The sequence below is a fragment of the Nitratireductor basaltis genome (genome assembly GCF_000733725.1).
In the GTDB taxonomy this organism is placed as follows: domain Bacteria; phylum Pseudomonadota; class Alphaproteobacteria; order Rhizobiales; family Rhizobiaceae; genus Chelativorans; species Chelativorans basaltis.
On record NZ_JMQM01000001.1, the window covers coordinates 278,346 to 291,795 of the forward strand.

14 protein-coding genes are annotated in these 13,450 nt (G+C 59.1%); 2 read left to right on the forward strand and 12 right to left on the reverse strand.

Annotation, left to right across the window (positions count from 1 at the left end):
- Nucleotides 1–4 precede the first annotated feature (4 nt).
- The 6 genes from EL18_RS01290 to EL18_RS01315 are packed head-to-tail and all read right to left on the reverse strand — an operon-like array spanning nucleotide 5 to nucleotide 4,310.
- A complete protein-coding gene (locus EL18_RS01290) occupies nucleotides 5–1,750 on the reverse strand; it encodes a SulP family inorganic anion transporter (protein ID WP_036478979.1) in 1,746 nt (581 codons plus the stop codon).
- Between the two features lie 19 nt (nucleotides 1,751–1,769).
- Nucleotides 1,770–2,201: a DUF6691 family protein gene (locus tag EL18_RS01295; protein WP_036478981.1), complete on the reverse strand. Its 432-nt coding sequence runs from the start codon at nucleotides 2,199–2,201 to the stop codon at nucleotides 1,770–1,772.
- Between the two features lie 5 nt (nucleotides 2,202–2,206).
- Entirely contained in the window at nucleotides 2,207–2,635 is a 429-nt protein-coding gene (locus EL18_RS01300; RefSeq protein ID WP_036478983.1) for a YeeE/YedE family protein, read from the reverse strand.
- Nucleotides 2,628–2,972 (reverse strand): ArsR/SmtB family transcription factor, encoded by a 345-nt coding sequence (locus EL18_RS01305; RefSeq protein WP_036478985.1) that lies wholly within the window; start codon nucleotides 2,970–2,972, stop codon nucleotides 2,628–2,630. Before EL18_RS01305 ends, EL18_RS01300 begins: the two co-directional genes overlap by 8 nt.
- Nucleotides 2,973–2,977: 5 nt before the next feature.
- Nucleotides 2,978–3,859, reverse strand: coding sequence for an MBL fold metallo-hydrolase (locus EL18_RS01310; RefSeq protein WP_036478986.1), 882 nt, complete (start codon nucleotides 3,857–3,859; stop codon nucleotides 2,978–2,980).
- Nucleotides 3,860–3,884: 25 nt separating this feature from the next.
- Entirely contained in the window at nucleotides 3,885–4,310 is a 426-nt protein-coding gene (locus EL18_RS01315) for a protein tyrosine phosphatase family protein (RefSeq protein ID WP_036478988.1), read from the reverse strand.
- Nucleotides 4,311–4,492: 182 nt separating this feature from the next.
- Here EL18_RS01315 and EL18_RS01320 point away from each other — a divergent pair, with 182 nt between their 5' ends.
- Nucleotides 4,493–5,605: an endo-1,4-beta-xylanase gene (locus EL18_RS01320; RefSeq protein WP_036478990.1), complete on the forward strand. Its 1,113-nt coding sequence runs from the start codon at nucleotides 4,493–4,495 to the stop codon at nucleotides 5,603–5,605.
- 2 nt (nucleotides 5,606–5,607) lie between these two features.
- Here EL18_RS01320 and EL18_RS01325 read toward each other — a convergent pair whose 3' ends face one another.
- Genes EL18_RS01325 through EL18_RS01345 form a run of 5 tightly spaced genes read right to left on the reverse strand, consistent with a single transcriptional unit; the run spans nucleotide 5,608 to nucleotide 11,362 of the window.
- Nucleotides 5,608–6,744 carry an NAD-dependent epimerase/dehydratase family protein gene (locus EL18_RS01325; RefSeq protein ID WP_036478992.1) on the reverse strand — a complete coding sequence of 379 codons (1,137 nt, stop codon included), beginning with the start codon at nucleotides 6,742–6,744 and terminating at the stop codon, nucleotides 5,608–5,610.
- Nucleotides 6,737–8,239, reverse strand: coding sequence for a glycosyltransferase family 2 protein (locus EL18_RS01330; protein ID WP_081871050.1), 1,503 nt, complete (start codon nucleotides 8,237–8,239; stop codon nucleotides 6,737–6,739). Before EL18_RS01330 ends, EL18_RS01325 begins: the two co-directional genes overlap by 8 nt.
- Before the next feature lie 8 nt (nucleotides 8,240–8,247).
- A complete protein-coding gene (locus EL18_RS01335) occupies nucleotides 8,248–9,666 on the reverse strand; it encodes a UDP-glucose dehydrogenase family protein (RefSeq protein ID WP_051913635.1) in 1,419 nt (472 codons plus the stop codon).
- Between the two features lie 25 nt (nucleotides 9,667–9,691).
- A complete protein-coding gene (locus EL18_RS01340; RefSeq protein ID WP_051913636.1) occupies nucleotides 9,692–10,741 on the reverse strand; it encodes a UDP-glucuronic acid decarboxylase family protein in 1,050 nt (349 codons plus the stop codon).
- 39 nt (nucleotides 10,742–10,780) lie between these two features.
- Complete coding sequence (locus EL18_RS01345) at nucleotides 10,781–11,362, reverse strand: carbohydrate-binding domain-containing protein (protein WP_036478997.1); 582 nt, start codon at nucleotides 11,360–11,362, stop codon at nucleotides 10,781–10,783.
- A 249-nt stretch (nucleotides 11,363–11,611) separates the two neighbouring features.
- On the opposite strand from EL18_RS01345, the gene EL18_RS01350 reads away from it, so the two are divergent.
- Entirely contained in the window at nucleotides 11,612–12,664 is a 1,053-nt protein-coding gene (locus EL18_RS01350; protein WP_051913638.1) for an endo-1,4-beta-xylanase, read from the forward strand.
- Here the strand turns inward: EL18_RS01350 and EL18_RS01355 are convergent.
- Nucleotides 12,654–13,430 (reverse strand): AfsR/SARP family transcriptional regulator, encoded by a 777-nt coding sequence (locus tag EL18_RS01355; RefSeq protein WP_036478999.1) that lies wholly within the window; start codon nucleotides 13,428–13,430, stop codon nucleotides 12,654–12,656. The two genes, EL18_RS01350 and EL18_RS01355, sit on opposite strands and share 11 nt — an antisense overlap.
- Between the last annotated feature and the right edge of the window lie 20 nt (nucleotides 13,431–13,450).

Below are 13,450 nucleotides of genomic sequence, written 5' to 3' on the forward strand. Positions count from 1 at the left end.
CTCATCACTTCGCAGCCGTGAATGTCTCTTTGAGAGCCAGACGGTCTGCGATGTTCTGCTCGGCCTCGTGCTGGCTGAGGAAGACTTCGCCGGTCAGGTCTTCGAGCAGGCTGGACCGCTTCAGCCGGTCCATCACCGGACCCTTCACCTCCGAAAGATGCAGGCAGATGCCTGCATCCGAAAGCCTGTGATTGATCTCCTCAAGGCTTTCAAGTGCCGAGGCATCGATCTCGTTCACCGCCGAGCACTGAAGGATCACATGCTTCAGCGCCGGCTTTTCGGCGACGAGCGCTGCGACGCGATCTTCGAGATAGCGGCTGTTGGCGAAGTAGAGGCTTTCATCTACCCGCAGTGACAGGATGTGCGGGAAGATGCGCACGTCATGACGCTCCACATTGCGGAAATGCTCGGTGCCCGGCACCTGACCGACCACGGCCATATGCGGCTTCGAGGTGCGGTAGAGATGCAACAGGATCGACAGGCCCACGCCTAGCATGATGCCGATTTCAACGCCAAGGAAGAGCGTTCCGAGAATGGTCGCGGCCATGGCGATGAAATCCGCCTTGGAGTAGCGCCAGACACGCATTACCGCTCCAAGATCCACCAGTGACAACACCGCAACGATGATGGTTGCCGCCAGCGTGGCGCGCGGGAGAGCGGCGAGCAGTGGCGTGAGAAACATGGTCGCCAGGGCTATGCCGATTGCCGTATAGGCACCTGCTGCCGGCGTTTCAGCACCAGCGTCGAAATTGACGACGGAACGTGCGAAGCCTCCGGTCACCGGATAGCCCGACGAGAGCGATGATGCGATGTTGGACGCGCCAAGGCCGATCAGTTCCTGATCCGGGTCAATGCGCTGGCGCCTGCGGGATGCGAGTGTTTGCGCCACGGAAACCGACTCGACGAAGCCGATGATCGAGATGAGGAAGGCCGGTCCGGCAAGCTGCATCACGAGTTCGATGTCGAAGCTTGGCAGGGCGGGCACGGGAAGACCTGCCGGGATGTCGCCCACCAGCTTCACCCCAGCCTCTCCCAGTTTGAAAATTTCGGTGGCAAGGATGGTGGCAGCAATCGCAAGAACGGGACCCGCTTTGGTGATGATGTCTGCGGGGCGGCTCGACAATCCGAGTCCGAGGAGCAGAGACTTCAGGCGCAGGCGCGTGAAATACAGGAACGCGACAACAGCCACGCCGATGATGAGTGTCGGCATGTTTGTCTGGCCAATATTCTCTGCAATGTCCGACAGGATCTCGGGCAGGGTGTGTCCGTCCGCATCCACGCCAAGAACATGCTTCAACTGGCTGGCTGCAATCAGCAGGCCAGACGCCGTGATGAAGCCAGAGATCACGGGATGGCTCAGGAAATTTGCGATGAAGCCGAGGCGCATGAAGCCCATGGCCAGAAGCATCGCGCCCGAAAGAAAGGCAAGCAGCATGGCCGCCGCCAGATAGTCCGCACTGCCTTCTGCTGCGATATTGCCGACAGCGGTTGCCGTCATCAACGATACGACAGCAACCGGGCCGACCGCCAGCGTGCGGCTGGTGCCGAAGATCGCATAGGCAACCAGCGGCAGGATTGAGGCGTAGAGGCCAACCTCGGGGGGCAGGCCCGCAATCATTGCATAGGCAAGAGATTGCGGAATGAGCATGATTGTAACGATAACTGCCGCGACCATGTCATTGGTCAGCGTGGCGCGACCATAGCTCTGCGCCCAGTCAAGGATCGGCAGATATTGTCCAAGGCGCTGCATATCCTGGACCTCAAGTTTTTCACGTGCTGGTGCGCGCGGCGCGAGATTGACCGATCATCCGGGCGCCCCACATGCCCAAGAGCATCGCAGGTACAAATGCCAGCGTGCCTGTGGCCGCGAGAGGCAGGGCCGTCAGCGCGGGCCCGGGGCAGAAGCCGCCCAGACCCCAGCCAATGCCGAAAATGGCAGGTCCAATGACAAGCGGGCTGTCGATATCGTTGCGGGTCGGAAGCTGGAAGAGATCAGCCGCGATAGGCGCGGGCCTCTTGAGGACCACTTTGAAGCCTATGAAAGCCACGAGAACCGCGCCGCCCATGACGAATGCCAGGGAAGGATCCCAGGTGCCGAACAGGTCGAGGAAGTTCAGAACCTTCGCAGGATTAGACATTCCGGAGATAACGAGGCCAACACCGAAGAGCAGTCCCAGCGCGAGATTGACGAGAAAGGACATGACGCTCACGCTCCGATGATGTGACGGGTGATGAAGACGGTGACGATGGCAGCGGCCATGAAAATGGCGGTTGCCACAAAGGAGCGCTTGGACAGGCGCGACAGGCCACAAACGCCATGTCCGGATGTACAACCATTGCCCCAGACAGAGCCGAAGCCCACCAGGAGACCTGCAGTCACCATGAGGGGCAGGCTGGACGACACCGTCTGTTCAACAGTGTTGCCGGAGAACAGGATATAGGCCAGCGGAGCTGCGATCAGTCCGATCACGAAGCCCAGCCGCGAAGTCGGCATGCCGTCTGGATAAGGAGGCAAAATTCTGGAGGCGATGCCGGAGATGCCCGCTATGCGGCCTTCCCACAACATCAGGAGAACGGCCGACAGGCCGATCATCATGCCGCCGATCGTGGAGGCCAAGGGGGTGAACTCAGTCATTTTCTGCTCTTTCTGCCTTTTTGGGCGTTTCACAGAACATCTTGTGGAGTTGGGTGATGAATTCGGCCACGCGTCCGTCCGCAAGACGGTAGTAGACGTGCTTTGATTCCTTGCGGCCAACTATGAAACCGGCCTCGCGCAGGGAGGCGATCTGTTGCGAGAGCCCGGGCTGGCGGAGGTCGAGCGCGTCTTCCAGATCGCGCACCGACCTTTCGCCCTCCACGAGCGCGCACAGGATCATGAGGCGCGACGGATGGGTGAAGCTCTTGAGGAAGCCTGCTGCAGCTTCCGCATTTTTGAGCATGTCAGTCACTTCCGGCGAAAAATCCTGCGTCATTCAGTTCAATCCCACGCAGCACCCTCGAGCGCGTCGAGGGGGAATTTCAGATACCGCTTGCCGTTTGCCTCGGGCTCGGGCAGGCGTCCACCATTCATGTTCACCTGCAGCGCGTGCAGGATCAGTTTGGGCATGGGCAGCGTCTGATCGCGCTCCTCACGCACCTTGATGAACTCCTCGCGCGTCTTGCACTTGGCCATGTGCTTGTTCTCACGCTTCTGCTCGACCACCGTGGATTCCCACTTCGGTTCGCGACCACCCGGCTGGTAGTCGTGGCCGGTGAAGATGCGGGTCTCGTCGGGCAGGGAGAGGATCTCCTGGATCGAATCCCAAAGGCGTGAGGCGCTGCCGCCGGGAAAATCGGCGCGGGCCGTGCCGGAATCGGGCATGAAGAGCGTGTCATGCACGAAGGCTGCATCGCCAATCACATAGGTGATCGAGGCAAGCGTGTGGCCGGGTGAGAAGAGAACCCTGGCCTCTATATTGCCGACCTTGAACTGCTCGCCTTCAGCGAAAAGTTTGTCCCACTGGGAGCCATCGGCGGGGAAGTCTGGCCAATTATAGATGCCTTTCCAGAGCTTCTGGACCTCGACGACCTTCTCACCGATGGCAGTCGGTGCGCCAGTCTTTTCCTTCAGGTATCGAGCGGAGGAAAAGTGGTCGGCATGGGGGTGCGTGTCGAGAACCCACTCAACTTCGAGCCCCTCTTCCTTGATATAGGCAAGAATGGCATCGGCGTGACGGGTGGCCGTTGCGCCGGACTTCTCGTCGAAGTCGAGAACCGGATCGATGATCGCGCAGCGCTTGGTCTCCGGATCCGAAGCGACATACTGCACCGAGGAGGTACGGTCGTCATAAAACGCCTTGACGATCGGCTTGGCACTCATTTCACTTCTCCAATGCTTAGAAAATTCAGGAATAGCCGTGGCTTTGGAGCCACTTGGTTGCTCCGGTCAGGTCAACACCCAGCCGCTCGCCAAGCTCTTTAACCTCGGTATGCGACATCCTTCCGTCCATCACCTCGCCAATGGCGTAGAGCGTGGCCGAACGGGTGCCGGTCTTGCAGTGGGCGATCACCGGCCCATCGCTGTCATTGAGGGCGTTCTGGAAGTCGCGAACCTGATCCTCGCTGATCTGGCCGGGAACAATCGGAATATGGGTATAGTTGAGACCATGAGCCTCGGCTTCGAGCCGGTTGGTTGCAGCAGCAGGCTGGCGAGGCTCTTCGCCATCGGGTCTGTTGTTGACGATCCCGGCAAAGCCCTTGTCCTTGAGGGCTGCAATGGCACCTGTCTCGATCTGGGGCGAAATCCAGAGGCGGTCACTTATCTGTTTCATCGCTCTCGTCAGCCTTTCGTTTCCATTGTTAGTTAGATATTGATGATATCAATTTTTTGCAAGTGATGTGGCTCCAAATTCTTTGCATTGATTTGCCGCAGCCGGAGCGCCGCTCGGGATGGTAAACACTCGTTAACCTTTGAAGCCGAGAATCCCTGCCTGACCATCATTGGGGGCGGGCCATGCTGTCACGACGGGATTTTCTGGCTGGGGCAACGGCTGCCCTTGGTGCTTCGTTCTCAGCGGGAAATGCCCGCGCAGCCAATGCGGGTTCCGGACTGAATGAGGTTGCCCGCCGCAGCGGCCGCATTTTTGGCGCGTCGGTTCGTATGGACCAGGTGTCGGCGGAGCCGGGACTTGCGAATGCGGTTGCCAGTCAGTGCGGAATGCTCACGCCCGAGATCCATCTGAAGTGGAACTCCATCGAATATCGCAAAGGGCAGGTCTGGTATCAGCCGGTTGATGCGCTGGTGAAGCACGCGCGTCAGAACGGGCAAACGGTCTATGGACATACGCTGATCTGGGAGCAGGGTACGCCAGACTGGGCCCTGCATCACCTTCACCACAAGAAGGACTGGGATTTCGTCGCCGCTCACTTCGAGCGGTTGCTCAAACGCTATCATGCCGATATCCCCGTTTGGGATGTGGTGAACGAGCCCATCGACACACAGAACGGCTCGAAGGGGCTGCGACGCAACACGTTCCAGCGCGTCTTCGGGTCCGGCTATATCGAGCAGGCGCTGCATACGGCGCGTCACTTCGCGCCCGATGCAAAGCTGATGCTCAACGACTACAGCTTCGAATACGACAACCATGTCGAGGCAGACCGACGCGCGACATTTCTGAAGCTTCTGGAGAGGCTTAAAGCCAAAGGTGTTCCACTCGATGGCGTGGGTATCCAGGCGCATCTTGATTTGGGCAAGGGCCCGCTCCGCCATCAGATCATTGGTCCCTTCCTGCAGGCCATCGCGGATATGGGGCTCGAGATCTACATCACCGAGCTTGATGTGAAGGAGCGTGACTATCGCGCGACAGCGGCAATTCGGGATCAGCGCGTGGCCGACGAGGTGGCGCGATATCTCGACATTGCGCTGGATCAGCGCGCGGTGAAGGGTGTGACCACCTGGGGCCTCTCCGACAAGCATTCATGGCTGAAAGTCGAGCGTGGTGATCGCGTCGATCGCCGCCGCTATGGCAACCCCGCACCCAATCGGGGCCTGCCCTATGATGTCAGCATGAAACCGAAGCTGATGTACAAGGCGCTTGAACGCAGCCTTGGCGGCGGCCTCAGCTAGGTTCAAACCACCAGCCGGCTCTTACGCAGCTCGGCCAGACTTTCGGCAGCCCGATCAACTGGTTTGCGAGCTTGCGCGACCCATTCGATCAGCTCGCCCATTCCGGTTTCGAAATCGCGTTTGGGTGCAAAGCCGTAATCGCGCTCTATCCTGGCCACGTCTGCAAAGCAGTGGCGGATATCGCCCACCCGATATTGCTGAAGGATCTCGGGGGCGATGTTCTTGCCCAGCAGCCGTGCTAGCAGACGGGCGATCTCGTTTACCGTTACGGCTTTGCCGCTCCCGACATTATAGGCGCCGGAGCGCGGGTCTTCCGTGTCCAGCACCGTTGCGAAAGCGTCTGCCACGTCATGGACGTGAACGAAATCGCGCCTTTGTTCTCCGTCTTCGAAAACCAGTGGTGGCTGGTCGTTCAACAGACGCGAGATGAAAATGGCCGCAACGCCGGTATAGGGATTGGAAAGAGCCTGTCGCGAGCCGTAGGCGTTGAAGAGCCTGAGCGCGACGACAGGTATGCCGAGTGCTCCACCCACCGCCAGAAACATCTCCTCGTGATCGCGCTTGTTGATCGCGTAGATCGATCCGGGCGCGAGCGGCTTGTCTTCCGCAGTGGGCAAGGGTTCAAGATGCCTGCCACCGGACGACAGTTCCCAATCATGCGCTTCCAATTGCGCGCGCGAGCGCGGCAGCGCCATCACTCGCTCACCCTCCGCGTCGTGATATTCGCCTTCACCATAGATCGACATGGAAGAGGCGACGGCAATGCGGCGGATCTTGTGCCGACTGCGTGACAACACTTCCAGAATGGTGGCAGCGGCAAGCGTGTTGTTGCGTGTGTAGTCCACGATATTCGTCATGGATTGGCCGACACCGACCGACGCAGCCAGATGCGCCAGGTGCGTGATGCCGCTCAAACTCGCCTCGAAGACGCCGTCCTCCAGGATGTTGCCTCTGATGCGCCTTGCTATTGGGTTGAGATAGACCGGCCAGCCCTCCTCATCCATTTCAGCATCGCCATGTACCTGAGGGAGCATGCAGTCGAGAACGCTCACCTCAAATCCGCGATCGATCAGGCGATCAACAAGATGAGAGCCGATGAAGCCGGCACCTCCCGTTACCAGAACATGGCCCTTAGACATTGAGGCTACTCCTTCGAAGAGCATCTGCGGAGGTTGGGGTAGGAGAATGGCCTGGAAGAACGTTCTTCGTGGTACGTCCGGCGCCGGCCCAGTATCGGGCAGTACGAACCAGGCGGCCATTGGAGTCCGTCTTCTCGGTGCGTTCCCATACAAGACCTTCGTCGCGGAGATACATCCGAAGGCCGATGGCGAGGGGGATCAGCCAAAAGACCCACCAGGCGAGAACGAAAACGGGATTGATGCGCAACATGTAGTAGACGCGAGGTCCGGTCTTGTTCAGCACAAGGCCGGTGCGCTGCCATGTGCGAACATAAAGCACTGTCAGCGAGATTATGAAGGCGGAGAGATTGACGGCGATCAAGGGCAGCAAGAATTCCGGAACGACCGGGTTGCCGGCCCACCAGCGCCACAGCGCCCAAATACCGATGGGAAGTCCTATCGCATTCAGCCACAGTGAAAGACAGGGGAAGAAGTTCAGCCATGCCCTGAAGCGGTCCGCCGGCTTCATGCCCATTTCGCGCAAGGGCGTCGTGAGACTTTGAAAGAAGCCCGCCACCCAGCGTTTGCGCTGGGTTATGCCACGCCCGAAGGTGTTGGGCACCTCTTCGATCAGTGAGCCGTTGATAATGCCCAGCCTGCGACCGTTCACCCAGAAGCGCATGCCCACTTCCGGATCCTCGATGGTCAGCCAGGGGTGAAATCCGCCGAGCGCCAGCAGATCCGACGAACGGAAGAAAAGCCCTTTTCCCAGCACCCAGAACGGTTGCTTTCCGTCAGCGGACAGGTGCGGATATTTCAGGCCGTCCCATGCCATGTGATCAAAGGCATGCCAGCTGGCTGAAAGGCTCTCGTTCAGATTGCCCGCCACATTCTGCGCCTGCAGGACGTCATAGTCCTTGATGCCAATCGCGGCTGCAAGAAAATGGTCTCGCGGCGGGCAGCTATCCGCGTCGATGTAATTGACAAGGAAGTCTTCCTCCTGCCCGAACTCCTGCGCAAGATTGTAGAAAGCGTAGATGAGCTGGCGCGTTTTCTTGGGCGGCAGGGCGCGGTTTCCCGCCCGCTTCCCCTTGTGCCACCAATAGGCCTTGGGGTTCTCGTTCCAGGCTTTCCACACGCAGTTCCAGTTGGGGTGCGTGGTGGGCGGCACGGTCATCACCTGTATAAACGGATATTCGCGCTGGAGACGGCGTAATGCATCGATGGTCGGCACGTCGTCGCGATTGGGAATTGCAACGATGCGGAAGCGGGCACGCGGATAATCCAGAAGAGACAAAGAGTGGAATGTGGTCCGCATGGTCTCTTCGGGCTCGCGCAGCACCGGGTAGAACAGGACGATATAGGGGAATTCCGTTAGGGCGTTTTTCGCGTCAATGCTCGTATCGACCCAGTTGACGGGCCTGGAAAAGATATAGGCGTCGACGAGGAAGGTCGCGAAATAGGCCGTCTGGGCGAAAATGAAGATGCTGAGCAGGGTAAAATCAAGCATGGGCATGGCATCACCTATTGCAGCTGGGCAAGTTGGTGACGCTTGCCGTTGTTCAACAGGCTGACCGAGACCAGCGGAATGGGTGTGATGGGGCGGCGCGCCTGCCTGGTGTATACCTTTTTCGGCGCATGTGCCGGGACACCCAGCCCATGGGTTGTGAAGCCGCAGCGCGCGAGTTTCGGGTGATCCAGCGCATTGCGCAGATCGACCATGACCGCGTTGCGCATCCTTCCGGCAAGACGCGCAAAATCGAGATCGAGGAAGCAGTTCCACTCAGTCGCCAACACGACGCAATCCGCATCTTGCGCACAGTCATAGGGATCAGGTTCGAGCGTGATCGCGCTGGCCATGGCCGGCTCGAGTTTTGCTTCCGGATCGCAAGCCGTAACGAATGCTCCGCGTGCAACCAGTGCCGAGATGAGGGCTGTGGCGGGTGAATCGCGCGTGTCGCTTGTCTCGGGTTTGAAAGCGAGGCCAAGCACGGCTATGCGGCGCCCCCGCAAATCTCCGCCCAACACATGCGCGACCTTCGCGGCAACCTGGTTCTTTCGCCGCTCGTTGCCGGCTATGGTTTGTTCGACAAGCGAAAGGTCGACGCCATATGCCCGGGCGGTCGCTGCCAATGCGCGGGTGTCCTTGGGAAAGCAGGACCCGCCATACCCGGGCCCGGTGCGCAGGAAGTCGCCACCAATGCGCTTGTCCTTGCCGATGCCCTGGGCAACCTCGCGCACATCCGCACCCGTCGCTTCGCACAGATTGGCGATCTCGTTGATGAAGGTGATCTTGATGGCGAGGAAGGCGTTCGCCGCATATTTTATGATCTCGGCAGCGATCCGAGAGGTGGAAACCAGAGGAGCGCCTTGATCGGTCAGCGGCTTGTATAGCTTGTGAAGCTTGGCCTTGGCATGAGCGGATTCGGTGCCGATGACGATGCGATCCGGCTGCAGGAAATCAGGGATAGCACTGCCTTCACGCAGGAATTCGGGATTGGAAGCAACATGGAACGACAGATCCGGCCGTTGCCGCTTCATGAGGGCTTCAATCGCATCTCCGGTTCCCGGTGGAACGGTCGACTTTGTCACAATGACGACCGGCCCCCTTGCTTTCTCCGCCACTTCCTGCGCGACGGCGAATACACCTGAAAGGTCTGCCTCCTCCCCGTTGGCCGCTGGTGGCGTGCCCACGGCGATCAATACGAGGTCGATCGCGGAAGTGAGAGCCGGCAACTGGTGGGCAAAGGCCAGTCTCCCGCCGGTCATGCCACTCTCGATCAGTTCCGCCAGACCAGGTTCGTAGATGGGGCAGGCGCCGGTTTGCAGTGTTTCGATGCGCTTTCGGTCCACATCAACGCACAAGACGTGATGGCCGATTTGCGCCAGGCATGCTCCGCTCACGAGGCCGACATATCCACATCCGACAATCACGATATTCATGGGAATCCCCATCCTTTTGTTGTTGTTAGCAGGCGCGTACTTCTCTGGCGGCGGCCGGGGCCGTGCGCAGTGGCAGGGAAAGCTCCAGCCGCTGGCGGAATTCATCGATTGTCTGGAGCAGCCCGGCGGAGAGAGGTGTGGCCGGGGCCCATCCCAGGATCTTCTTCGCACGGGTGATGTCGGGCCTTCGTCTTTTGGGATCGTCCTGAGGAAGGGGACGATGGACGAGAGGGGACAGGGAGCCGGTCGAGGAGAGAACAAGCTCGGCAAGTTCGCCGACGGTAAATTCCTCAGGGTTCCCCAGATTGACCGGATCGGGTCCGGTCGTGCGGCTTGCGGCGAGGCGCAGCAGACCTTCAACAAGGTCGTCGACATAGCAGAAGGAACGTGTTTGCGAACCGTCGCCGTAAATCGTCAGCGGTTGTCCCTTGAGCGCCTGGACGACGAAATTGGAGACCACGCGACCATCGTCGAACTGCATATGCGGGCCATAGGTGTTGAAGATGCGGGCGATACGGATGGGAACGCCATATCTGGTGCCGAAATCGCGTATCAGCGTCTCCGCGAAGCGTTTGCCCTCGTCATAACAGGAGCGGGTGCCGCAACTGTTCACATTCCCCCAATAGCTCTCCGGCTGCGGGTGGATAAGCGGATCGCCGTATATTTCCGACGTGGAAGCCTGCAGGAGAAGCGCGCCGTCGCGGTGTGCCCGTTCCAGAAGATTGAAGACGCCGCGGGAGCAGGTGAGCGCGGTAAATACGGGGTCGCGTTGGTAGTGAACGGGAGAGGCCGGGCAGGCCAGATTGAAGATATAATCGAATTCGGGCAGGCCGGGGGGAAGCGGGTCGTTGATGTCATGCTGGATGAAGCTGAAGCTGGTCCGCGCTTCCAGGGCGGCGATGTTTCCGTGGCGTCCCGTATCAAGATTGTCGAGGCAGGTTACATGAGCACCATCCTTCAACAGTCTTCGGCACATATGCGAGCCGACAAAGCCGGCTCCGCCGGTCACGCAGACCACCTTGTTGTGAAAAGGTGATCTGGCAGCTTTTGAAGGAGTGGGGGTGGGGATGTGCATTGACGGGCTCCATCGCAGGCTGCCAGATCACGGGAGGGCTCAGCCTCCCGCTGCGGGGATATGAGGTTGGACTGTAAGGCGGCTCGTACGGCCGTCAGGGGAAGGCCAACCGCCCGCAGGTGGTTGTGCAACTGCACGCTGGTTCTGGCGGTAGACCGGCAGGAGGCCGGCCTGATAATCCACCTTTTCCGGTTTCGCGTCTGTCTCCAGTTGCAGATTTCGGGAAAAGACCTTCTTGCCGTTCACGGTTATCGAACGGATGAAGATATTGCGGTCACGTCCCCAGGCTTCTTCCTTGAAGCGATCATTCATCAGGTGAACGGTCAGGGCCGCGTTGCGCTGGAAGTCCTTGTCGGAGACCATGAACTCGAAGGTCTCCAGATATTTGTCAGGATCCGGACTGAAGAAGAGACGGCCTTCCGAAACCGTGTCTATGCCAGCGGTCAGTTCGCCACGTCCGATGACCTGTCCACCGAACCTGACTTCGAATTCGGGCTGACCTTCGTAAGCCTCGCCGGCTATTTGAACCGTCACGCGGGTGCCGGCCGTGTCAGCAGTGGCGCCAGACAGTTGTATGGCCGCAAACGCAGCGGTAGCTGCGATGCTCAGAAACGTCTTCATGACCGTACCCTCACTAAAGAAGAACGTGAATTATCCGGTACTTAGGGGAGGGTTGAAAGTATGGAGTTAAGGCTAGACCGGACTAGAAGCGGGCTAGCCCTTCCGGTGTATTTTCTCGTTTCCAGCAAGCCATTATCCTCCGTCCACCAAGATTTTCAGGCACCAGATTATCGGGATGGGACGGTGAAACGACGCCGCTTTTTGCAGGGTATTGCCGCTACCGCCTGCCAGCCATCATTCAGCGCATGCATGCGGTCCTCCCGCGATGAGGAACAGGTGCTGGAGGAGGAACCACAGGGGGTTTCGCTTCAGCTGGCAGCGGGTTCGATCAATCGGATGTATGGCTCAGCCTTCTCCGAGAAAATGCTGAAAACCAGCTCCAAGGCGCGCGCCGTAACGCTGTCGCAATGCGCCTCCATCACGCCTGAGTGGTCGCTCAAATGGGACAATCTGGCGCCAAACCCGGACCGACATGATTTCTCGACAGCAGACGCGGTGGCCAATTTCGCCCGCACGCACGGCAAACGCATGCGTGGTCATACGCTTCTGTGGCACCAGGGCGTGCCGAAATGGGCGAACGCGATGCTGCAAGAGACGCGGGAATGGGACCTGGTGCGGTCATACTTCAATACGGTGATACCGCGCTATGGCGACATCATCGATGAATGGGATGTGATCAACGAGCCGATCGAAATCGGCGATCGCGGTGATGGTTTGCGGCAGAACCAGTTCATGCATGTCTTCGGCCCGGACTACATCGAATGGGCGTTATGGACCGCTCGAGACGCGGCACCGAAGGCCCGCCTTTATATCAATGAGTATGGGCTGGAATACTTCTCACCCGAAGAAGGACAGCGCCGCCTCACCCTGCTGCGTCTTCTGGAGCGGTTGAAGAACCGGGGTGCGCCGATTGACGGTGTGGGGCTGCAGGCACATCTCGACCTGCGCAAGGGCACGATCTATCGGGAAGGTGTCTACGGTCTTATGCGTGACATTTCGGATCTGGGCCTTGGTATCTCCATCACCGAACTGGACGTGCGCGAGAATGAAACCGGCGGGGAAGTAGAGGTGCGGGACCAGAAAGTCGCCGACGAAGTGCGTCGATACATGGACATTGCACTTCAGTTCCCGAATGTCGGTTCGGTCACCACCTGGGGTTTGAGCGACAGGTTTTCCTGGCTTCGCTACAAGGATGGCGGCCGCCGCGATAATAGGGGGCTGCCATATGACGAGGAATGGAGGCGCAAACCCATGCGCACGGCGCTTGAATCGGCATTTCTCGAACGGCAATCTATGACCTGAGAGGCGGGTGCAGGCCCCCATTTGCAAGGCGGGCATAGAGTTGCCGCGTGTCGCTGGAGCTTCGGACGCCGAACTCGTTCATCAACTGGCGCTCACATCGTTCATACAGCTGCTGCAAGCGCATCATGTCGCCATTATGTGCAGCTTCTTCCATCAGAACCTGAAATGCACGCTCATTGCAGGGATCTACCGTCAGCAGCTTTCTTGCGCAGACCGTCCGTGTTTCGGGCGAAATTTCCTCATCGTCGAGCGCGCGGGAAAGTTGAGCCAGCAACTGACCCCTCAGCCGGCTGCGTTGCTCTTGCATCCAATCCTCGAACTCGGTGCTGGAGGCGCCGATATCGGCAAGCAGATCGCCGCCATAGCTTGAGCAAAGGACAAGCAGAGATTGCTCGTCATAGTGGTCGCACGCGTTCAGAAAATCCTCGAGATCCCAGGCGACCGGGCTTGGTGTAAGGTGAACGAGCGAGAAATTCATCTCCATCAGCTTGAAGTGGTGGTCGCCTTGAAGGCGTCTGATGCGCACCAGGCTCTGGCGCAGATTGGCGTTGGCACTTTCGGTCTGGGCTTCGGGCCACAACAGGCTGCTGATCCTTTGCCGTGGGGCGATGTGCGGCTCACCTGCAAGGTATAGATAGGTGGTGATGCGGTAAAAATTCGAGGGGACGTTCGAAACGATGGCATTGCCAGCGCTCAAGCTGCAAAAGCCAAGGGTATTCAGAGCGATTTCTGCACCGGGTGGTGCATTCGGCCTTCCGTTCTCCAATTTGCCCCTCCTCCTCCCGG

What these genes read in the sequence shown, in the direction of transcription:
- EL18_RS01290 (WP_036478979.1), bottom strand. Translation starts at nt 1,750, where the DNA reads ATGCAGCGCCTTGGACAATATCTGCCGATCCTTGACTGGGCGCAGAGC.
- EL18_RS01295 (WP_036478981.1), bottom strand. Translation starts at nt 2,201, where the DNA reads ATGTCCTTTCTCGTCAATCTCGCGCTGGGACTGCTCTTCGGTGTTGGC.
- EL18_RS01300 (WP_036478983.1), bottom strand. Translation starts at nt 2,635, where the DNA reads ATGACTGAGTTCACCCCCTTGGCCTCCACGATCGGCGGCATGATGATC.
- EL18_RS01305 (WP_036478985.1), bottom strand. Translation starts at nt 2,972, where the DNA reads ATGACGCAGGATTTTTCGCCGGAAGTGACTGACATGCTCAAAAATGCG.
- EL18_RS01310 (WP_036478986.1), bottom strand. Translation starts at nt 3,859, where the DNA reads ATGAGTGCCAAGCCGATCGTCAAGGCGTTTTATGACGACCGTACCTCC.
- EL18_RS01315 (WP_036478988.1), bottom strand. Translation starts at nt 4,310, where the DNA reads ATGAAACAGATAAGTGACCGCCTCTGGATTTCGCCCCAGATCGAGACA.
- EL18_RS01320 (WP_036478990.1), top strand. Translation starts at nt 4,493, where the DNA reads ATGCTGTCACGACGGGATTTTCTGGCTGGGGCAACGGCTGCCCTTGGT.
- EL18_RS01325 (WP_036478992.1), bottom strand. Translation starts at nt 6,744, where the DNA reads ATGTCTAAGGGCCATGTTCTGGTAACGGGAGGTGCCGGCTTCATCGGC.
- EL18_RS01330 (WP_081871050.1), bottom strand. Translation starts at nt 8,239, where the DNA reads ATGCCCATGCTTGATTTTACCCTGCTCAGCATCTTCATTTTCGCCCAG.
- EL18_RS01335 (WP_051913635.1), bottom strand. Translation starts at nt 9,666, where the DNA reads ATGAATATCGTGATTGTCGGATGTGGATATGTCGGCCTCGTGAGCGGA.
- EL18_RS01340 (WP_051913636.1), bottom strand. Translation starts at nt 10,741, where the DNA reads ATGCACATCCCCACCCCCACTCCTTCAAAAGCTGCCAGATCACCTTTT.
- EL18_RS01345 (WP_036478997.1), bottom strand. Translation starts at nt 11,362, where the DNA reads ATGAAGACGTTTCTGAGCATCGCAGCTACCGCTGCGTTTGCGGCCATA.
- EL18_RS01350 (WP_051913638.1), top strand. Translation starts at nt 11,612, where the DNA reads ATGCGGTCCTCCCGCGATGAGGAACAGGTGCTGGAGGAGGAACCACAG.